The organism is Bradyrhizobium sp. SZCCHNR2028, assembly GCF_032380995.1.
Taxonomy (GTDB): domain Bacteria; phylum Pseudomonadota; class Alphaproteobacteria; order Rhizobiales; family Xanthobacteraceae; genus Bradyrhizobium.
Window position 1 is genome coordinate 96367 of the sequence record NZ_JAUHJF010000001.1, and the last position, 20897, is coordinate 117263.

Annotated in this window: 18 protein-coding genes; 13 read left to right on the forward strand and 5 right to left on the reverse strand. The window is 65.9% G+C overall.

What is annotated here, in order from left to right; all coding sequences use genetic code 11:
- Positions 1 to 3 precede the first annotated feature (3 nt).
- The 10 genes from QX121_RS00475 to lpxB all read left to right on the forward strand — a co-directional run bounded on the left by QX121_RS00475 (position 4) and on the right by lpxB (position 11332).
- A complete protein-coding gene (locus tag QX121_RS00475; protein ID WP_315775043.1) occupies positions 4 to 762 on the forward strand; it encodes an isoprenyl transferase in 759 nt (252 codons plus the stop codon).
- The gene (locus QX121_RS00480; protein ID WP_315810877.1) at positions 759 to 1625 is read left to right on the forward strand and encodes a phosphatidate cytidylyltransferase; all 867 of its coding nucleotides are present in this window, start codon (positions 759 to 761) and stop codon (positions 1623 to 1625) included. Before QX121_RS00475 ends, QX121_RS00480 begins: the two co-directional genes overlap by 4 nt.
- Positions 1626 to 1667: 42 nt before the next feature.
- On the forward strand, positions 1668 to 2891 hold the full coding sequence (gene dxr / locus QX121_RS00485) for a 1-deoxy-D-xylulose-5-phosphate reductoisomerase (protein ID WP_315810878.1): 1224 nt from the start codon (positions 1668 to 1670) through the stop codon (positions 2889 to 2891).
- 39 nt (positions 2892 to 2930) lie between these two features.
- Positions 2931 to 4082 (forward strand): RIP metalloprotease RseP, encoded by a 1152-nt coding sequence (gene rseP / locus QX121_RS00490; protein ID WP_315738229.1) that lies wholly within the window; start codon positions 2931 to 2933, stop codon positions 4080 to 4082.
- A 174-nt stretch (positions 4083 to 4256) separates the two neighbouring features.
- A complete protein-coding gene (bamA, locus tag QX121_RS00495; RefSeq protein WP_315738228.1) occupies positions 4257 to 6803 on the forward strand; it encodes an outer membrane protein assembly factor BamA in 2547 nt (848 codons plus the stop codon).
- Positions 6804 to 6920: 117 nt separating this feature from the next.
- Positions 6921 to 7988 carry a UDP-3-O-(3-hydroxymyristoyl)glucosamine N-acyltransferase gene (gene lpxD, locus QX121_RS00500; protein ID WP_315798430.1) on the forward strand — a complete coding sequence of 356 codons (1068 nt, stop codon included), beginning with the start codon at positions 6921 to 6923 and terminating at the stop codon, positions 7986 to 7988.
- Positions 7988 to 8446 carry a 3-hydroxyacyl-ACP dehydratase FabZ gene (fabZ, locus tag QX121_RS00505; protein WP_315775037.1) on the forward strand — a complete coding sequence of 153 codons (459 nt, stop codon included), beginning with the start codon at positions 7988 to 7990 and terminating at the stop codon, positions 8444 to 8446. The genes lpxD and fabZ overlap by 1 nt, the downstream gene beginning before the upstream one ends.
- Before the next feature lie 29 nt (positions 8447 to 8475).
- Positions 8476 to 9285 carry an acyl-ACP--UDP-N-acetylglucosamine O-acyltransferase gene (gene lpxA / locus QX121_RS00510; protein ID WP_315810879.1) on the forward strand — a complete coding sequence of 270 codons (810 nt, stop codon included), beginning with the start codon at positions 8476 to 8478 and terminating at the stop codon, positions 9283 to 9285.
- A 5-nt stretch (positions 9286 to 9290) separates the two neighbouring features.
- Positions 9291 to 10148 carry an LpxI family protein gene (locus QX121_RS00515; protein ID WP_315738319.1) on the forward strand — a complete coding sequence of 286 codons (858 nt, stop codon included), beginning with the start codon at positions 9291 to 9293 and terminating at the stop codon, positions 10146 to 10148.
- Positions 10145 to 11332, forward strand: coding sequence for a lipid-A-disaccharide synthase (gene lpxB / locus QX121_RS00520; protein WP_315810880.1), 1188 nt, complete (start codon positions 10145 to 10147; stop codon positions 11330 to 11332). The genes QX121_RS00515 and lpxB overlap by 4 nt, the downstream gene beginning before the upstream one ends.
- Here the strand turns inward: lpxB and QX121_RS00525 are convergent, their stop codons facing one another.
- Positions 11333 to 12571: a GAF domain-containing sensor histidine kinase gene (locus QX121_RS00525; RefSeq protein ID WP_315810881.1), complete on the reverse strand. Its 1239-nt coding sequence runs from the start codon at positions 12569 to 12571 to the stop codon at positions 11333 to 11335.
- 136 nt (positions 12572 to 12707) lie between these two features.
- Between QX121_RS00525 and QX121_RS00530 the strand changes: the two genes are divergently transcribed.
- A complete protein-coding gene (locus QX121_RS00530; protein WP_315798426.1) occupies positions 12708 to 13073 on the forward strand; it encodes a response regulator in 366 nt (121 codons plus the stop codon).
- 120 nt (positions 13074 to 13193) lie between these two features.
- Here the strand turns inward: QX121_RS00530 and gltA are convergent, their stop codons facing one another.
- The gene (gltA, locus tag QX121_RS00535) at positions 13194 to 14498 is read right to left on the reverse strand and encodes a citrate synthase (RefSeq protein WP_315738222.1); all 1305 of its coding nucleotides are present in this window, start codon (positions 14496 to 14498) and stop codon (positions 13194 to 13196) included.
- Between the two features lie 303 nt (positions 14499 to 14801).
- Complete coding sequence (gltX, locus tag QX121_RS00540) at positions 14802 to 16226, reverse strand: glutamate--tRNA ligase (protein ID WP_315780191.1); 1425 nt, start codon at positions 16224 to 16226, stop codon at positions 14802 to 14804.
- Positions 16227 to 16362: 136 nt separating this feature from the next.
- On the opposite strand from gltX, the gene QX121_RS00545 reads away from it, so the two are divergent.
- A complete protein-coding gene (locus QX121_RS00545) occupies positions 16363 to 18051 on the forward strand; it encodes a glutamine--tRNA ligase/YqeY domain fusion protein (RefSeq protein WP_315810882.1) in 1689 nt (562 codons plus the stop codon).
- A 23-nt stretch (positions 18052 to 18074) separates the two neighbouring features.
- Here the strand turns inward: QX121_RS00545 and QX121_RS00550 are convergent, their stop codons facing one another.
- Complete coding sequence (locus QX121_RS00550; RefSeq protein ID WP_315738219.1) at positions 18075 to 18287, reverse strand: hypothetical protein; 213 nt, start codon at positions 18285 to 18287, stop codon at positions 18075 to 18077.
- A gap of 139 nt (positions 18288 to 18426) precedes the next feature.
- Here QX121_RS00550 and QX121_RS00555 point away from each other — a divergent pair, with 139 nt between their 5' ends.
- A complete protein-coding gene (locus QX121_RS00555) occupies positions 18427 to 20718 on the forward strand; it encodes a ComEC/Rec2 family competence protein (protein WP_315810883.1) in 2292 nt (763 codons plus the stop codon).
- Here the strand turns inward: QX121_RS00555 and QX121_RS00560 are convergent.
- Positions 20673 to 20891, reverse strand: coding sequence for a hypothetical protein (locus QX121_RS00560; RefSeq protein ID WP_409998063.1), 219 nt, complete (start codon positions 20889 to 20891; stop codon positions 20673 to 20675). The genes QX121_RS00555 and QX121_RS00560 overlap by 46 nt on opposite strands.
- Positions 20892 to 20897 lie beyond the last annotated feature (6 nt).

Sequence of the window (20897 nt, forward strand, 5' to 3'; positions counted from 1 at the left end):
TTGATGTCCAATGCCGCGGCCCCCGTGACGGAGGCGCCGGAACGCTCCGACGGCCCGGCCCACGTTGCCATCATCATGGATGGCAACGGTCGCTGGGCTGCGGCGCGCGGGCTGCCGCGCGCGGAAGGGCATCGCCGCGGTGTCGAGGCGCTGCGCCGCGTGGTGCGCGCCGCGCCTGAGCTCGGCATTCGCTATCTCACCATCTTCTCGTTTTCGTCCGAGAACTGGTCACGCCCGGCGAGCGAGATCGGCGATCTGTTCGGCCTGCTGCGCCGCTTCATCCGCAACGATCTCGCAACCCTGCATCGCGACGGTGTGCGCGTCAGGGTGATCGGTGAGCGCGACGGGCTCGAGCCCGACATCTGCGCGCTCCTGAGCGAAGCCGAGGAGCTGACCCGGGGCAACACCAAGCTGACGCTGGTGGTCGCCTTCAACTACGGCTCGCGCCAGGAGATCGCGCGCGCGGCCCAGCTTCTGGCGCGCGAGGTCGCCGAGGGCCGGCGCGATCCGTCCTCGATCGATGCCGACGCGATCGGTGCCCATCTCGATGCGCCCGATGTTCCCGATCCCGATCTCATCATCCGCACCAGCGGCGAGCAGCGGCTGTCGAACTTCCTGATGTGGCAGGCGGCCTATAGCGAGCTGGTGTTCGTGCCGATCCATTGGCCCGATTTCGACAAGGCCGCACTCGAAGGCGCCATCGCCGAGTTCGGCCGGCGTGAACGCCGCTTCGGCGGCCTCGTGGCGAAAACCGCCTCGTGACCAAACCGGACACCGCAGCCGTGGGAGACGCCGGCGGGCAGCCGAAGCAGGCTGCGCCCAGCAATCTGGTGATGCGGGTTGCGGCGGCGCTGGTGCTGGTGCCGCTGGCGCTCGGCGCCGCCTATGCCGGCGGCGTATTCTGGACCGCACTGGTCACGGTGGTCGCGGTCGGCCTGTATCTCGAATGGCTGATGGTGGTGGGCGAGGTCCGCAAGGCCAGCGTCGGCACGGCCGGAGCCCTGGCCATCGGCGTTGCCGGCATTTGCTGCGCATTCGGCCTGATCGACTTCGCCGTCGTCGTGCTCGCCCTTGGCCTCGTCGTGGTCACGGCGCTGGCTGATGCGGGACGCCGCGCCTGGGCGGCCGCCGGCTTCGCCTACGCCGCCGCTGCCGAGTTCGGCTCGGTGCTGGTGCGCTTCGATGCCGCCGAGGGATGGCATGCGCTGGTGCTGGTGTTTCTGGTCGTGTGGGCCAGCGACATCGGCGGCTACGTTGCGGGCCGCAGCATCGGCGGGCCGAAACTCGCGCCGCGGATCAGCCCGAACAAGACCTGGGCCGGCGCGATCGGCGGCTTCGCGGCCAGCCTTGCTGCCGCGGCCGGCTGGTCGTTGGCGGGCGCCGGCGGACTGGTGACGATTCTCGTGCTGGCAGCAGTGCTGTCGGTGGTCTCGCAGCTCGGCGACCTGCTCGAATCTGCGGTGAAGCGGCACTTCGGGGTCAAGGACTCCAGTCACATCATTCCCGGCCATGGCGGCCTAATGGATCGCCTGGACGGCTACGTCGCGGCAATCGTCTTTGCCGCGGTCCTCGGTTTGCTGCGCGGCGGCCTCGATGGCGTCGGCCGCGGTCTTCTGGTTTGGTGATCGGCAGCGCGGCTGACCGGTCGATAATGTTTTGGTGAGAACATGAGCGCAGTGCCATTGCGGAACAACAAGGCCGGTATCGCGGAGGTGCGCAGCGTCACCGTGCTCGGCGCCACCGGCTCGATCGGCGATTCGACCATGGATCTCGTGCGCGGCGCGCCGGAGCGCTACCGGGTCGAGGCGCTGACCGGCAACAGCAACGTCCAGGGCCTGGTGAAGCTGGCCCGGGAGTTCAGCCCGCGCTTCGTCGCGGTGGCCGATCCGGCGGGGCTCGATGAGCTGCGTGACGCACTGGCGGGCACCGGGATCGAATGCGGGGCAGGGGAGAGCGCCATCATCGAGGCGGCAACCCGTCCCGCCGACTGGGTCATGGCGGCCGTCTCCGGCGCCGCCGGCCTCAAGCCGGCGCTCGCCGCGGTCGACCGCGGCGCGACCGTGGCGCTTGCCAACAAGGAATGCCTGGTCTGTGCTGGCGACTTCTTCATGGAGCGGGCCGCCCGGGCCGGCGCCTGCATCCTGCCGGCCGATTCGGAACACAACGCGCTATTCCAGGCGCTGTCCTCGGGCAATCGCGAGGAGCTGGTGCGGGTGATCATCACCGCCTCCGGCGGTCCGTTCCGCACCTGGGCGGCTGGTGACATCGAGCAGGCGACCTTGGCGCAGGCGCTGAAGCATCCGAACTGGAGCATGGGCCAGAAGATCACGATCGATTCGGCCTCGATGATGAACAAGGGCCTCGAGGTGATCGAGGCGTCCTACCTGTTCGCGCTGTCGCCCGACGAGATCGACGTCCTGGTCCACCCGCAGTCCATCGTCCACGGCATGGTCGAGTTCTCGGATCGCTCGGTGGTGGCGCAGCTCGGCGCGCCCGACATGCGCATTCCGATCGCCCACTGTCTTGGCTGGCCGGAGCGTATCAAGGGCCCGTCGGCTCGGCTCGATCTCGCCAAGATCGGCACCCTGACTTTCGAGGCGCCGGACTTCGAGCGGTTCCCCGGTCTGCGGCTGGCCTACGATTCGCTGCGCACCGGGCGCGGCGCGACGACGGTGTTCAATGCGGCCAACGAAGTCGCCGTCGCGGCCTTCATCGCTGGTCATATCCGGTTCGGTGCCATTGCCCGACTGGTCGAGGCGACCCTCGAAGCGTGGACCCGATCGGGTAATCTGGCACCGTTGACCTCGGCGGACGACGCCATCGCCATTGACCATGACGCGCGAAAAAGGGCCTCCGGCCTCTTGCCTCAAATCGCCGCAAAAGCATCTTAAAGGGTTGGACGGGCCACTGGCCCATCGGGAAGGTCATCGATGTCGGAATTTTTCCACCATATCTTCAATACGTTGAGCCATGGCCTTCTCGGCTACATCGTCCCGTTCCTGTTCGTGCTGACGATCGTGGTGTTCTTCCATGAGCTCGGCCATTTCCTGATCGCGCGCTGGGCCGGCGTGAAGGTGTTGACGTTTTCGCTCGGATTTGGCCCAGAACTGATCGGTTTCAACGACCGCCACAACACCCGCTGGAAGATCTCGGCGATCCCGCTCGGTGGCTACGTGAAGTTCTTCGGCGACGAATCCGAGGCCTCGACGCCGTCGGCCGAGGCGCTCGCCAAGATGACGGCCGAGGAGCGCGCCGACAGCTTCCACCACAAGACCGTCGGCCAGCGCGCTGCGATCGTCGCGGCCGGCCCGATCGCCAACTTCATCCTGGCGGTCATCATCTTCGCCGGCATGGCGCTGTATTTCGGCAAGCCGAACACGACCCCGCGGGTCGATGCGGTGCAGCCGGACAGCGTCGCGGCCGCCGCCGGCTTCAAGGACGGTGACGTCATCGCCGCCATCGATGGCCGCGCGATCGAGACCTTCGCCGACATGCAGCGGGTCGTCTCGGTCAGCGCAGGCACGGAATTGTCCTTCCTGATCAAGCGTGACGGCACGGAACTCACCCTGAAGGCGACGCCGGCGCTGAAGGAGGTCAAGGACCTGTTCGGCAACAGCCACCGCATCGGCGTGCTCGGCATCCAGTACAACGCCAAGCCGGACGAATCGCGGTCGATCCCGGTCGGGTTCCTCGAATCGATCAAGATCGGCTTCGAGCAGGTCTGGTTCATCATCTCCACGACCTTCAAGTTCATCGCCTCGCTGTTCGCGGGCGCCGGGAGTGCCGGCGACGTCGGCGGACCGATCCGAATCGCACAACTCTCGGGGCAGGCGGCCAGCCTCGGCTTCCAGTTCGTTGTGCAACTGTGCGCGACGCTTTCGGTCTCGATCGGGCTCCTGAACCTGTTCCCGGTTCCGCTGCTCGATGGCGGGCACCTGTTGTTCTATGGGGTCGAGGCCGTCCGCGGTCGGCCGCTATCCGAGCGGGCGCAGGAGATGGGGTTCCGAATCGGCCTCGGGCTGGTCCTCATGCTCATGGTCTTTGCAACCTATAACGATATCCTTCACCTCGCCGGGTCCTGAGCGCGGCTTTTTTACGACGTGGCCGTTGGGCAACGTTTTGAAACGAATTTGAAAATTCAGAGAGATCCGGCGTTTGCCGTCGGGTCCAAATTGGCTACAAGCGAACGACAAATGGGAATCTGTCGGGTTCGTAGGGGTACGGAACCGGCAACGGAATATAAGGGCGCGTAGCGCATGAAGTTCGGATTGCGGGTGCGGGGGGGCTTGGCGGCCGCCTTTATCATGTTCGCCGGACCGGTGGCTTTGCCGCTGGCGAGCGTGGTTCTTTCGTCGCCAGCTGCGGCTCAGACGGTCAACTCGATCGAAGTGGTCGGTAACCGCCGCGTCGAGCTGGAGACCATCCGCTCGTACTTCAAGCCAGGCCCCGGCGGGACGCTCGACGCCGGCCGGGTCGACGACGGCCTCAAAGCGCTGATCGAGACCGGCCTGTTCTCCGACGTGAAGATCAATCGCCAGGGTGGGCGCCTGATCGTCACGGTCGTCGAGAACCCGGTGATCGGCCGCGTCGCGTTCGAGGGCAACAAGAAGGTCAAGGACGAGCAGCTCCAGGCGGAAGTGCAGTCGAAGCCGCGCGGCACGCTGTCGCGCCCGATGGTGCAGTCCGACGCCCAGCGCATCGCGGAGATCTACCGCCGCTCGGGCCGTTACGACGTGCGCGTCACGCCGGAAATGATCGAGCAGCCGAACAACCGCGTCGACCTGATCTTCACGGTCGAGGAAGGTGCCAAGACCGGCGTGAAGTCGATCGAGTTCGTCGGCAACAATGCCTTCTCGTCCTATCGCCTCAAGGACGTCATCAAGACCCGCGAGACCAACCTCCTGAGCTTCCTCGGCTCGGGCGACGTCTACGATCCGGACCGTGTCGAGGCCGACCGCGACCTCATTCGCCGCTTCTACCTGAAGAATGGCTATGCCGACGTACAGGTTGTGGCTGCGCTCAGCGAGTACGATCCGGAGCGCAAGGGCTTCCTCGTGACCTTCAAGATCGAGGAAGGCCAGCAGTACCGGGTTGGTTCGGTCGACTTCCAGTCGTCGATCGCAACGCTCGACGCCACTACGCTGCGCGGCTATTCGCGCGTCAGCGTCGGTTCGCTCTACAACGTCGAGAACATCGAGAAGTCGGTCGAGGAAATGCAGATCGAGGCCTCGCGACGCGGCTACGCGTTCGCGGTGGTCCGTCCGCGCGGCGATCGCAACTTCGAGGCCCACACCGTGTCGGTCGTGTTCGCTGTCGACGAGGGGCCGCGCACCTATATCGAGCGCATCAACATTCGCGGCAACACCCGCACCCGTGACTACGTCATTCGCCGCGAGTTCGACATCTCCGAGGGCGACGCCTACAATCGCGCCCTGGTCGACCGTGCCGAGCGCCGCCTGAAGAACCTCGACTTCTTCAAGGACGTGAAGATCGTGACCGAGCCGGGCTCTTCGAGCGACCGCGTGGTCCTGAACGTCATCCTGGAAGAGAAGTCGACCGGCGACTTCTCGATCTCCGGCGGTTATTCGACCACAGACGGTGCGCTTGCCGAGGTCTCGATCTCCGAGCGTAACTTCCTCGGCCGCGGCCTGTTCGCCAAGGCGTCGGTGACCTACGGCCAGTTCGCCCGCGGCTACTCGCTGTCCTTCGTCGAGCCCTATCTGCTCGACTACCGGGTCGCGCTCGGCCTCGACCTCTACCAGCGCCAGCAGCTCGCCAACAACTTCATCTCCTACGGCACCAAGACGCTCGGCTTCAGCCCGCGCCTCGGCTTCCAGCTGCGTGAGGATCTGTCGCTGCAGCTGCGCTATTCGATCTACCGCCAGGAGATCTCACTGCCGGCGACGCTGTCGGACTGTAACAACTTGGCCGCCGGCACCCTGATCGGCAACCGCTTCGTGCCGTTCAACCCGACCCCGGCCTTCATCAACGCCAATGGCGGCGTCGATCCGACCGGCAATAACGGCCTGGGCTGCTTCGCCAATGGCGAGGCGTCGCTGCCGGTCCGTCAGGAGCTGGCGAAGGGCGCAACGCTGACCTCGGCGCTCGGCTACACGCTGAATTACAACACGCTCGACAACAACAAGAACCCGACCGACGGCCTGCTGGTCGACTTCAAGCAGGACTTCGCGGGCGTCGGCGGCGACGTGTCGTACCTGAAGACCGCGTTCGATGCGAAGTACTTCACTCCGCTGGTGTCGGACATCGTCAGCATCGTTCACCTCCAGGGCGGCATCCTGAACAAGATCGGCAATACGCAGCTGCGCATGCTCGATCACTTCCAGATGGGTCCGAACCTGGTGCGCGGCTTCGCTCCGAACGGCATTGGTCCGCGCGATATCAATCCGTTCGGCACGCAGGACGCGCTGGGAGGCACCAAGTACTGGGGCGCTTCGCTCGAACTGCAGATGCCGTTCTGGTTCCTGCCCAAGGAGACGGGCCTGAAGGGTGCCGTTTACGCCGACGCTGGCGGCCTGTGGGGCTATCAGGGGCCGACGTCCTGGGCTGCGACGGGCGAGGTTAATACCCCCGGCTGTATCAAGCCGACGCGCAACCCGAACAACGCCGGCACCTGCCTTGGTCTGCAGTTCGATGACCAGAACAAGGTTCGGACCTCGGTCGGCGTGGGTCTGGTGTGGGCGTCGCCGTTCGGTCCGCTGCGCTTCGACTACGCGATCCCGCTCACCAAGGGTCAGTTCGACCGGACGCAGGAATTCCGGTTCGGCGGCGGTACCTCGTTCTGAGCCTGGGCCGATCGAATCCGGGTTGGCATCGACCAACCTCGCCGGTGTAAGAAATGGGAGCTCGGTTCCGGGACACCGGAGCCGGGCTCTGACTTTTTGTCTTGAGAGTACGACGGAATGGCCCAGCCGACCTTCTTCCAATCGCCGCCGCCCACGACCCTGGCGGCGATCGCCGCCGCCGCCAAGGCCACCCTGGTCGACCCATCCCGTGGCGAGCAGGTCGTCAAGGGACTGGCGTCGCTCGACGAGGCCGGTCCGATGCATCTGGCATTCTTCGACAACCTCAAATACGCCGACCAGCTCGCCGGGACCAAAGCGGGCGCCTGCCTGGTCAGTCCGCGATTCGAGGCGCGCGTGCCGTCCCATGTCGCAGTGCTTCGCGCCAATCAGCCGTTCCGCGCCTTCGTGCAGCTCGCGCGTGAGTTCCATGCCGACGCACTGCGGCCGCAGCCTTGGTTCGGCGACGACGGAATCTCGCCCCAAGCCATCATCGATCCCACCGCGCGCCTGGAGGACGGCGTCATCGTCGAGCCGCTGGCGGTGATCGGCGCCCATGTCGAGATCGGCTCGGGGACGATCGTTGGCGCGGGTGCCGTGATCGGCCCCCACGTCAAGATCGGTCGCGACTGCAATGTCGGCGCCCGCACCGTCATCCAGTGCGCGCTGATCGGCAATGACGTTCTGATCCATCCCGGCTGCAGCATCGGCCAGGACGGCTACGGCTTCATCTTCTTCGGCGCGGACGGGCACACCAAGGTGCCGCAGACCGGGCGGGTTCTGATCCAGAACCATGTCGAGGTCGGCGCCGGCACGACGATCGACCGGGGCAGCCTGCGCGACACGGTCATCGGCGAAGGCACCAAGATCGACAACCAGGTGCAGATTGGCCACAATGTCACAATCGGGCGGCATTGCCTGCTGGCGGCCCAGATCGGGCTAGCAGGAAGTCTCACGATCGGCGACAACGTCGCGCTCGGGGCGAAGGTTGGCATCAACAATCACCTGACGATCGGCGATGGTGCGCAGGTGACCGCGATGAGCGGCGTCAAGGACGACATTCCGCCGAACGGCCGGTGGGGCGGTTTCTTCGCCAAGCCGACCAAGCAGTGGTTCCGCGAGATCGTTGCGGTGGAACGGCTGGTGCGGGATTCGACCGCGACGAACAGGGACGAGGGACGGGAGTGATGGAGGAGTCACCCATCAAGTTTGCGGACGTCGACATCAACGAGATTCTCAAGACGCTACCGCACCGTTATCCATTTCTCCTGATCGACCGCGTGAAGAACATCCGGGCCGACTACAGCGGCATCGGCGTCAAGAACGTGTCGATCGGCGAGCCCTGCTTCCAGGGGCACTTTCCGGAGCGGCCGGTCTATCCGGGCGTGCTGATGATCGAGGGCATGGCCCAGACCGCCGGCGTGATCGGCATCAAGTCGGTCGAGGGCACGGAAAAGCCGCGCGCGGTGTATTTCCTCACCATCGACAAGTGCAAGTTCCGCAAGCCGGTGCTGCCGGGCCAGACCATCGAGTACCACATGCGCTCGATCGGCCGGCGCAAGACGATGTGGTGGTTCCACGGCGATGCCAAGGTCGACGGCGTCGTCGTCGCCGAGGCCGATGTCGGCGCGATGCTGACCGACTGACGGGCTGGTAGAAAGTTGATTGCGTCGAAATGAGCAAGATCGATCCCACCGCACGCGTCGAGGATGGCGCCGTCATCGGTGAGGGGACCGTGATCGGTCCTTACTGCATCGTCGGCCCCAACGTCGTGATCGGGGCCAACTGCAGGCTGATCAGCCACGTCCAGATCATGGGCCACACCACGCTCGGCGATGACAACGTGATCTCGCCCTTCGTCGTGCTCGGCGGCGCGCCGCAGGATCTCAGCTATCGCGGCGAGCCGCATCGGCTTGAGATCGGCTCCGGCTGCACCTTCCGCGAAGGCGTGACGATGAACATCGGCACCACCAAGGGCGGCGGCCTGACCAAGGTCGGCAATGCCGGGTTCTTCATGAACAATGCCCATGTCGCCCACGATTGCGTCGTCGGCGACAACGTGATCTTCGCGACCTCGGCCACACTCGGCGGCCATGTCGAGGTCGGCGATTCCGTCTACATCGGCGGTCTCTCGGCGGTGCATCAGTTCACCCGCATCGGCCATGGCGTGATGGTCGGCGGCGTCTGCGGCGTGCGCGGGGATATCATTCCGTATGGCCTGGTCAACGGCCAGTATGCCGCCCTCGAAGGCCTCAACGTGATCGGCATGAAGCGCCGCAAGTTCACCCGCGAGCGCCTCGCCACGGTGCGTGCCTTCTACCAGAAGCTGTTCCACGGTCCCGGCGTGTTCGCCGACCGCCTCGCGGCGGTGCGGCCGCTCGCTGGTGAGGATCCTGCCATTGCCGAGATCCTCGCCTTCATCGACGGCGGTCGACATCGCGCCTTGTGCCTGCCCGAGATCGGCAGGCCGACGATCGAGCCTTGAGCGCGATGGGGACGCCGGCCGCCGAGACCACGCCGCCGATCGGCATGATCGCCGCGGGCGGGGTGCTGCCCTTTGCGGTCGCCGACGAGATCGTCGCGCGCGGCCGGACGCCGGTGCTGTTCGCCCTGAAGGGCATCTGCGATCCGAAGCCGCTGGCGCGTTTCCGGCATCACTGGATCGGCCTCGGCCAGCTCGGCAATGCCCTGAAGCTGCTCAAGGCCGAGGGTGTCCGTGACCTGATGTTCATCGGCAACCTCGTTCGTCCGGCGGTGTCGGAGATCCGCTTCGACTGGGGGACGCTGCGCGAGCTGCCCTACATCTGGTCGGCCTTTCGTGGCGGTGACGATCATCTGCTGTCCGGCGTTGGCCGCATCTTCGAGCGCCACGGCTTTCACATGATCGGCGTTAAGGACGTCGCCCCCAATCTGCTCGTGCCCGAAGGGCGGCTGACGCGGAGCGGGCCCAACGATCTGGTGACCGGTGACATCGCCAAGGGGCTCGCCGTGCTGCGCGCCATGGCGCCGTTCGATGTCGGGCAGGCGGTGGTCGTGATCGACGGCCACGTCGTTGCGCTCGAGGACATCGAGGGCACCGACGGGCTGCTGGCCCGCGTGGCGCGGCTGCGTGCCGATCGCCGTATTCGTGCTGCGGCCGGGCGCGGCGTGCTGGTGAAGGCGCCCAAGGCCGGCCAGGATCTTCGCTACGACCTGCCGACCATCGGCCCGCGCACCGTCGAGGGGCTTTCAGCCGCGGGTCTCGCCGGAGTCGCCGTCGCGGCCGCCTATACGCTGCTCGCCGATCCCCAGGAGACAGTGGCTGCCGCCGATCGGGCAGGCGTGTTCATCACGGGCGTCACTGCGTGACGGCGCGGCCTCTGGCAGGCGCGGCCATGCGCAGGATCTGCCTGGTCGCGACCGAAGAGTCCGGGGATCGCCTCGGCGCCAGCTTGATGAAGGTGCTGCGCCAGCGGCTCGGCGACGGCGTCGAATTCTCCGGCGTCGGCGGCTGCGGCATGACACGCGAGGGGCTCGCCTCGCTGTTTCCGATCGAGGAGCTCTCGATCGTCGGCTTCGCGGCGGTGCTGAAGCAACTGCCCAAGATTCTCGGCCTGATCCGCGGTACGGTTGACGCGATCGTTGCGGCCCAGCCCGACGTGCTCGTCATCATCGACAGTCCCGACTTCACCCAGCGCGTGGCGAAGCGGGTTCACGCGCGCGATCCCGAGATTCCGATCGTGAACTACGTCGCACCGACCGTATGGGCGTGGCGTCCGGGCCGGGCGGGCGCGATGCGCGGCTACGTCGATCACGTGCTGGGCTTGCTGCCGTTCGAGCCGGAGGCGTTCCGAAGGCTCAATGGTCCGCCCTGCACCTATGTCGGCCATCCCCTGATCGAGCAACTCGCCAGCCTGCGCCCCAATGCGGCAGAGCAGGCGCGCCGAGATGCCGACCCTCCCGTTCTGCTGGTGCTTCCCGGCAGCCGGCGCAGCGAGGTCGCTCGCCACATCGCCGTGTTCGGCGAGACATTGGCGCGGCTGCGCGCCCAAAACCTGGCCTTCGAGGCCGTGCTGCCCACCACCCCGCATCTCGAAGCCGCGGTGCGGGCCGGAGTCGCAAACTGGCCGCTCGTTCCGGAGATCGTCACGGGCGAATCCGAGAAGCGGGCAGCCTTCAGGCGCGCGCGCGCCGCGCTCGCCAAGTCCGGCACGGTAACCCTGGAGCTCGCGCTGTCCGGCGTGCCGATGGTGACCGCGTATCGCGTCGGCGAGATCGAGGCGTTCATTCTCCGGCGAGTCGTCAACGTGCAATCGGTCATTCTCGCCAATCTCGTGATCGGCGAGAACGTCATTCCGGAGTTCCTTCAGGAAGCCTGCACGGCCGACAATCTCGCGCCCGTTCTCGCCGATCTCCTGGGCGACGGTCCGATACGAGCGCGCCAGGTCGAGGCATTCGATCGGCTCGACGCGATCATGTCCACGGGCGCGGCCTCGCCGAGCGTGCGCGCGGCCGACATCGTGCTGGCGACGATGCGCAGCGGACGGCGCTGATCAGGCCTGAAGCGGCATCTTGAATTCGAAGGTCGTTCTGTCCTCGGTCGAGGTGGCCTGCAGCGTGCCGTCATGCGCTCGCGCGATCTCAGAGGCGATGTAGAGTCCAAGCCCGAGACCATGCTGGCTCGGACGCTCGCCACGCATATAGGGCTTGAACAGATTCTGCATCGCCTTGTCCGAGATCGGCGGCCCGTGATTGGTGACATCCAGCACGAAACAGCCCTCGCTCGTCGTTGCGGAGACCTGGATCGGCTTGTCCTTGTCGCCGTAGGAGATGGCATTGCCGAGCAGGTTCGAGAACAATTGTCCGATCTTGCTGCGGTCGCATTTGACCGGCTCCGCGATGTCGATGTGGGTCTCGATCTCATGGTCGGGCCAGGCCAGCCGGATCTCGGAGACGACCTGCTCGATCACCGGCGCCAGCGGTTGCCGCGCGTCGGGCTTGATCGTCAGGCCGCCGCCGAGGCGCCCCCGGGCGAAATCCATGATGTTGTCGACCAGTCCGGCCATGCGCATGACTGATTTCTGAATCATGGAAATGATCTCAGGCGCTCTGGCGCTGTCCTGGTTGCGGAGCAGCACGCGCATTCCGGCGTCGATCGAGGCCAGCGGATTGCGGAGGTCATGGCCGAGAACGCCGATGAATTGCTCTCTCAGCTCGGCGGTCCGGCGCTCGTCGAGCAGATCGGCCTCGGTGATCTTGAGCCGTTGCTCGGTCGAAAACCGGCTCTTCTCGCTGAGGCCGAGGCTGGCCTGACTGAGCGCGAAGCGCTGATGAAGCTCCAGCTGGGCCGCGATCAACTCCCCGAACAGCTGAAACGTGCTGACGATTTCGGGCCGGTCCAGCTCGCGCGGCGCTGGATCGATCGCACACAGGGTGCCCCAGATGGTCCCGTCGGACAGGGTGATCGGAGCGGAGATGTAGCTGCGAAAGCCGTAGAGCTTTGGCGTCGGGTGATCGCGAAACATGCGATCCGTCTCGACGTCACCGATGACGACAGCTTCGCCTCGCTCCCGGACCTCGCTGCAGATCGTCGTCTTGACGCGCAGCTCGCCGCCCTCTTTCAGGCCGAAATTGATGTCGTCGCGGACCGCACAACAGACCCATCGATCCGAGGTCACGCGCGCGACCGCAACGAATCCCATCCCGGTGATCCTGCTCACCGAGTCCAGAATTTTGGGAACGGCGTCGAGCTGCTGGACAGCATCGACGTCCGGGTTGGGATTGGTCGTCATCGTATGCTCGAGCTGGTCCCCGATCCAGGATGCAAGTCGTGTCTTCAATTTGCACCATTCAACGCATTGAGCCCCGGAACGTTCGCCGGAACAAAAGGATCATGGTGCGATTGAATGAGATTGGACAGGAGACAGAGTGTCCCGCGGTCGGCTCACAAGAAAGACAGTTCTGGTCGTTGAGGACGAGGGTCTGATCCGCGCCAACGCTGTCGACATGATCAGAGACCTCGGTTTCGACGTCATCGAGGCCGTTGACGCCGATCAGGCCATTTCGCTTCTCGAGCGATGTGACCGTGTATCGGTCGTTTTCACGGATATCCAAATGCCCGGTTCGATGGACGGCCTTCGGTTGGTCGCCGTCATCAGGGACCGCTGGCCCCCGGTTGCGCTCCTGGTGACGTCAGGTCAGGTGACCCCTTCGGAATTGCCGTCGGGCGCGCGCTTCCTTGCCAAGCCATATGGGGCCGAGCAGCTCAGGTCTCATCTCGAGGCGCTGGCCTGATGCACTCCCGACTGGTGCCGCGAGTTAGAAAGGTGCTCAGAAAGGTGCGACCTCACAAACGAAACGGCGCCGTCGGGATCGACGGCGCCGTTCGAGAGCGGATTTGCGCTGCGGTGCGGCTCAGCCGCGCTTGTCCATGTCGACATAGTTGCGCGTCGTGACGCCGGTGTAGAGCTGGCGCGGACGGCCGATCTTCTGTTGCGGATCCTCGATCATCTCGCTCCACTGGCTGATCCAGCCGACGGTGCGGGCGACGGCGAACAGCACCGTGAACATCGACACCGGGAAGCCCATCGCCTTCAGGGTGATGCCCGAGTAGAAGTCGACGTTCGGATAGAGCTTGCGCTCGATGAAGTACTGATCGCTGAGCGCGATCTTCTCGAGCTCCATCGCGACCTTGAGCATCTGATCGTCGGCGTGGCCCGTCTCCTTGAGCACCGCGTGACACATCTTCTGCATGATCTTGGCGCGCGGGTCGTAGTTCTTGTAGACGCGATGGCCGAAGCCCATCAGGCGCACGTCGCTGTTCTTGTCCTTCACCTTGGCGATGAAGTCCGGAATCTTGTCGACGGTGCCGATCTCGGCCAGCATGTTCAGCGCGGCCTCGTTGGCGCCGCCGTGTGCCGGACCCCACAGGCAGGCGATGCCGGCGGCGATGCAGGCAAACGGGTTGGCGCCCGAGGAGCCGGCGATGCGCACCGTCGAGGTCGAGGCGTTCTGCTCGTGATCGGCGTGCAGGATGAAGATCTTGTCGAGCGCGTCGGCGAGAACCGGGTTCGGCTTGTACTCCTCGCACGGCACCGCGAAGCACATGTTCAGGAAGTTCTCGGCAAAGGAGAGCGAGTTCTTCGGATAAACGAAGGGCTGGCCGATGGTGTATTTGTAGGCCATCGCCGCCAGGGTCGGGATCTTGGCGATCATCCGCATCGACGCGATCATGCGCTGCTTCGGATCATTGATGTCGGTGGAGTCGTGGTAGAACGCGGCGAGCGCGCCGACCGAAGCGACCATGACCGCCATCGGATGCGCGTCACGGCGGAAGCCGTGGAAGAAGCGCGACATCTGCTCGTGCACCATCGTGTGATGGGTCACGCGATAGTCGAAATCCTGCTTCTGGGCCTTGGTCGGAAGCTCCCCGTACAGCAGCAGATAGCAGGTTTCCAGGAAGTCGCCCTTCTCGGCGAGCTGCTCGATCGGGTAGCCGCGGTATTCCAGGACGCCGGCGTCGCCGTCGATATAGGTGATCTTGGACTGGCAGCTGCCGGTCGAGGTGAAGCCGGGGTCATAGGTGAACATCCCGGTCTGGGCGTAGAGCTTGCCGATGTCGATGACGTCGGGACCCACGGTGCCGCTCAGGATCGGAAGATCGAAATTCTTGTTGCCGACGGTGAGGGTCGCGGTCTTGCTTGCGGATTTTGCGTCCATCGTTTGTCCCCGATGAGATCGTTAGGCTTGGCCCTTGTTCTTTTTGAGAGATGGCAGGGCAGGTGGACTTTATCTAGTGCGGTGGCTTTGACATTCGCGTCACTGTCGCTGCCAACAGCTTGAGCGAAGGTCAAATCCGAAACCGTACTGGAATCTTATACTTACTAGTGTCCTTCGGCCCTAACATCCGTCAACGAGCCCGCCGCAACGTATGAAGAATGTCCGAGCCGGGAAAACCAGTGGGTGCCGCGCAAATGCGTATCGTATTGCCCTGTGCGCTGCAAGATGGGGAGCAATGCGACCTTATGAGGTGGTCTGGTCCTCCAGACGGCCCAAGGATTCATCACGCCCCAGGATCGCCAGAACGTCGAAAATACCGGGTGAGGTGGTTCGGCCGGTGAGCGCCGCGCGCAGCGGCTGCGCCACCGCGCCCAGCTTGAGATTGTTGGCTTCAGCAAACGCACGCAGCGCGGCTTCCGTGGCCGGTCCGCTCCAGGACTCGACAGCGGCCAGCGCCTCATGCAGCCGGCCGATCAAGGCACGGCTGTCCGGCGTCAGCAGGGCGGCGGCCTTGGCGTCGATCGGAAGCGGCCGGTCGGCAAAGATGAAGGCGGCGCCGTCGATCAGCTCCAAGAGCGTCTTGGCGCGCTCCTTGAGGCTGGGCATCGCCTGGGTGAGCTGCGCGCGCGTGGCGTCGTTGAGCTTGGCCTTGAGAGCCGCGCCGTTCGGCACGTAATTCAGCACGTCCTCGAACTGGCGCACCAGCGCCGCATCGTCGCTGTGGCGGATATAGTGGCCGTTGAGGTTCTCGAGCTTGGCGAAGTCGAACCGCGCCGCCGAGCGGCCGATCGCCGGCAGGTCGAACGCCTTGATCATCTCCTCGGTCGAGAAGATCTCCTGGTCGCCATGGCTCCAGCCGAGCCGCACCAGGTAATTGCGCAGTGCCGACGGCAGATATCCCATCGCACGGTAGGCGTCGACGCCGAGCGCGCCGTGGCGCTTCGACAGCTTCGAGCCGTCCGGCCCGTGAATCAGCGGGATGTGCGACATCGACGGCACCGTCCAGCCGAGCGCATCGTAGATCTGCTTCTGGCGCGCGGCGTTGATCAGATGGTCGTCGCCGCGGATGACGTGGGTGACGCCCATGTCGTGGTCGTCCACGACCACCGCCAGCATGTAGGTCGGATTGCCATCGCCTCGCAGCAGCACGAGGTCGTCGAGGTTCTCGTTCTGCCAGACCACGCGGCCCTGCACCTGATCTTCGATCACGGTCTCGCCGGTCAGCGGCGCGCGCAGCCGGATCGTCGGCTTGACGCCTTCGGGCGCCTCCTTCGGATCGCGGTCGCGCCACATGCCGTCGTAGAGCCGGGTGCGGCCCTCGGCGCGCGCCTTTTCGCGCATCGCGGCCAGCTCCTCGGCGGTGGCATAGCAGCGATACGCCATGCCGCTGGCGAGCAGTTGCTCGGCGACCTCGCGATGGCGCGCGGCGCGGCTATATTGGTAGATGACCTCGCCGTCCCAATCGAGCTCGAGCCATTTCAGGCCGTCCAGGATGGCGTCGATGGCCGCCGTGGTCGAGCGCTCGCGGTCGGTGTCCTCGATCCGCAGCAGCATCTTGCCGCCGCGGCCCCGCGCATACAGCCAGTTGAACAGGGCCGTCCGGGCGCCTCCGATGTGGAGAAAGCCGGTCGGGGAGGGGGCAAAGCGCGTGACGATCGGGGAGGTCATGGGCGGCAGCACGAAATCCAGGCAGGGGCTATGAAGGGCGGGGGGTGTATAGCAGGCCTATCGCATAACTAAAGCCTTCCTTGGGGGAAGCGGATTTGGCAGATAGGCTGCCAAATTCCGGAGCAGGATATTCTTGATGACCACGACGACAGACACGGCGGCGACGGCAGAGGCAGGGCGCGACTTCATCCGCGACATCGTCCAGGCCGATCTCGACAGCGGCAGGCACAAGACGGTCGTCACCCGGTTCCCGCCGGAGCCGAACGGCTACCTGCATATCGGCCATGCCAAGTCGATCGGTCTCAACTTCGGCATTGCCCAGGAGTTCGGCGGCCGCTGCAATCTGCGCTTCGATGACACCAATCCGACCAAGGAAGAGCAGGAATATATCGATTCCATCCAGGCCGACGTGCGCTGGCTCGGCTATGACTGGGGCGACAACCTGTTCTTCGCTTCGGATTATTTCGAGCGGCTCTACGATTGGGCGGAAGGGCTGATCAAGGCCGGGCTCGCCTATGTCGACGACCAGTCGCAGGAGGAGATCCGCCTGTCGCGCGGCACGCTCACCGAGCCCGGCAAGAACAGCCCGTTCCGCGACCGCACGGTCGAGGAGAATCTCGACCTGTTTCGGCGCATGAAGGCCGGCGAATTCCCGAACGGCGCGCGCGTGCTGCGCGCCAAGATCGACATGGCCGCCGGCAACATCAACCTGCGCGACCCCGTGCTGTACCGGATCATGCACGCCCATCACCCGCGCACCGGCGACGCCTGGAAGATCTATCCGAGCTACGACTACGCCCACGGGCAGTCGGACGCGATCGAGGGCGTGACGCACTCGATCTGCACGCTCGAGTTCGAGGACCACCGGCCGCTCTACGATTGGTTCCTGGACAAGCTGCCGGTGCCGTCGCATCCGCACCAGTACGAGTTCGCGCGGCTCAACCTGACCTACACGCTGCTGTCGAAGCGCGTGCTGACGCGGCTGGTGCAGGACGGCCATGTCTCAGGCTGGAACGATCCACGCATGCCGACCATCGCCGGCCTGAAGCGGCGCGGCGTGCCGCCGGCTGCGGTGCGCGAGTTCATCAAGCGCATCGGCATCGCCAAGGCCAACAGCATCGTCGACGTCGGCATGCTCGAATTCTGCATTCGTGAGGAGCTGAACCGCACGGCGCTGCGTCGGATGGCCGTGCTGCGGCCGCTGAAGGTGGTGATCGAGAATTATCCGGAAGGCCAGGTCGAGGAGCTCGAGGCGATCAACCACCCCGACGATCCCGCAGCCGGCACGCGCAGGATCGCCTTCGGCCGCGAGCTCTATATCGAGCAGGACGACTTCATGGAGAACCCGCCGAAGAAGTTCTTCCGGCTGTCGCCGGGCAACGAGGTGCGGCTGCGCTACGCCTATTTCATCAAGTGCCGCGACGTCATCAAGAACGACGCCGGCGAGATCGTCGAGCTGCGTTGCACCTATGATCCCGCGACCAAGGGCGGCAACGCGCCGGATGGACGCAAGGTCAAGGCGACGATGCACTGGCTGCCCGCTGCGCAGTCGCTGACCGCCGAGATCCGCCTCTACAACCAGCTGTTCGCCAATCCGAGCCCCAATGCGGCCGACTTCACCGCCGATCTCAGTCCCAACTCGCTTGAGGTCCTGACCGACGCGCGCATCGAGCCGGCGATCGCCGAGAGCAATTCGGACGCGCCGATGCAATTCGAGCGCCAGGGCTACTTCGTCCGCGATCCGGATTCGACGCCCGACAAGCTCGTGTTCAACCGCACCATCGGCCTGCGCGACACCTTTGCGAAGGAGGTCGCGAAGGGATGAGATGGGGAGACCGCAGCCGCAGCTCAATTGATCGCTGCGAGGCCGGCCTCGGTCAGCGTTGGCACGCCATCGCTGACCTCCACCAGGCCGCGCTCCGCGAGGAGCGAGAGATCATCGTCGGCGACGGGGGAGAGCGTGAGCCGGTGGGCCTTGATGTCCCGCAACGTCCAGCGCAGGTGGATCGCCGTGTCGAGCGCGAGGTCGGCAAAGGGATCGTCATTGTCATGGTGGTCCATACCCGCATAAGCCCGTGCGGTGCCGAAAGTTCCAATGACGTTCCCGGCACCGGGATTGGATTCTCGTTCCGTTCCGCTAGTCGGATTCCCCGTGGTTTCGCTAGCCTCCATGCCCGTGAAGTAACGGGTGGTGTGGGCAATGGCGGAGCCGGTCAGGCCGCCGGGAGGGCGTCGCGGGATCGCGGGCGCGATGGCCGATGTCTGGCCGCCGCGCGGCGCGCTGGCCGGCGGCTGGCCCGCGATCGGGGCCGGCGCGTCGTCGGCATTCGCCGCCCGCCTGAAGAGCTGGGCGGTCGAGGAGGCCGGGGCAGGCCGGCTGCTGCCCTGGGTGCCGGTGGCGTTCGGGGCCGGCATCGCGCTGTACTTCACCGCCGATCACGAGCCGGTGCTCTGGATCGCCGCCACCACCGCGGCGCTGCTCTGCATCGTCGCCATCATGATGCGGCGGCATCGGATGTTTCCGGTTGCCGTGATGATCGCAGCTGCAGCGTGCGGCTTTGCCGCGGCGACCATCAAGACCGCGCGTGTCGCTCATCCAGTGCTGGCGCGGCCGTTGTATTCGGTGGCGCTGTCCGGCTTCGTCGAGGCGCGCGACATTCGCGAGCGCAGCGATCGGATCGTGCTGCGCGTCGCCGCGATGGAGAGCCAGCGCAGCAGCATCAGCCTCGCGCGCGTGCGGCTCGCGGTGCGTAAGGGCACGGCGCCCGAGGTCGGCAGCTTCGTGCAGCTCAAGGCGCGGCTGCTGCCGCCGATGGCCCCGGTGCGGCCGGGATCCTACGACTTCGCGCGCGACATGTTCTTCCAGGGCATCGGCGCCTCCGGCTTCGTGATGGGCGCGATCACGACGGCGACGCCGCCGCAGGCCGCCGGCTTCGGCCTGGGCTATGCGGCGGCCATGCAGGGCCTGCGCGATGCGATCGACGCACGCATCCGCGCCCGTCTGACGGGCGATGAGCGCGCCATCGCCACCGCGCTGCTGACCGGCCGGCGCGACGCCATCACGCCCGATGTCAACGATGCGATGTTCGTCTCCGGCCTCGGCCACGTGCTGTCGATCTCAGGCTATCACATGGCCGTCGTCGCCGGCGTCGTGTTCTTCGCCGTGCGCGCGCTGCTTGCGCTGATCCCCGGCCTCACTATCAGCCATCCGATCAAGAAATGGGCGGCCGCGGCGGCGCTGGTCGCGGCGGCGTTCTACCTGCTGCTGTCGGGCGCGGAGGTCGCGACGCAGAGATCGTTCTTCATGACGGCCGTGGTGCTGATCGCGGTCATGGTCGATCGCCGCGCCGTCACCTTCCGCACGCTCGCGGTCGCGGCGATGATCGTGCTGATCGCAGCACCCGAAGCGCTGGTGCATCCGAGCTTCCAGATGTCGTTCGCGGCGACGCTCGGCCTGGTCGCGCTGGTGCAGTTCGGCCTGCCCAAACTGTTTGCGACGCCGGACAGCTCCACGACGCAGCGCATCGCGCTGTGGGGCGGCCGCGAGCTCGCGATGCTGCTGCTGGCCTCGCTGATCGCGGGGCTTGCGACCACGCCCTATGCCGCGTTCCACTTCCATCGCGTCACGCCCTATGGCGTGCTCGCCAATCTCGCGGCGATGCCGGTGGTTTCGGTGCTGGTGATGCCCGCCGGACTGCTCGGCCTGCTGGCGGCGCCGTTCGGGCTCGACGGTCCCTGGTGGACGCTGATGGGCCTCGGCATCGACTGGATGATCGCGGTGACGCGCTGGGTGGCGGCGCTGCCTGGCGCGGTCGGGCGCATCCCGGGCTTCGGCATCGGTCCGCTGATCCTGGCCAGCCTCGGCGTCATCCTGATCGGCCTGCTGCGCACACCGCTGCGCTGGTCGGGTGCCGTCGGGCTCGTGGTGGCCACCGCGTGGGCCGCCACGACGCCGTTGCCCCACGTGCTGATCGCCGGCGATGGGCGCGCGGTGGCGGTGCGCGGCCGTGACGGGCGCCTGCATGTGATGCGCACCGGCAAGGACGTGTTCGCCACCAAGGAGTGGCTCGCGGCCGACGCCGATGCCCGGCTGCCGGCGGATTCATCGCTCGCCGATGGCGTCTCCTGCGACGAGGCGGGCTGCGTGGTCGCGATGCTCGACGGCCGATTCGCCGCCTTGACCCTGCGCACCGAGGCGCTCGAAGATGATTGCGCCCGTGCCGCGCTGATCGTCACCGCGCGCGCCGCGCCGTCATCCTGCGCGGCGGCCGTCATCGATCGCCAGCGCCTGCAGCAGCAGGGCGCCTTGATGCTGGTGCAGCGGGGCACCGGCTTCTCCGTCACGCCGGTGCGCGCCGGCGGCACCGACCGCCCGTGGTGGCCGGCGCCCGCCGAGGCCGGCGAGTTCGACACGACGCTGACGCCGCGTGCGCCGGTGTCGCGGCTTCAGGACGCGACGCCGCCGGAGACGGAGCAGGGCGAGCAGGATTGAGCGCCGGACAGCTCGAACGTGCTGAGATGATACAACGTGCTGAGATGATACTCGGTGTCGTCGGGTCCATCGAACAGCGAGGGACCTTCGACCAGCGTGAACGCAGCGCCCGGATATCGTTGCCAGACGGCGATGTCATCAACCGTGACCGTTAGCCATCCGAACGGAAGCATGTAGCG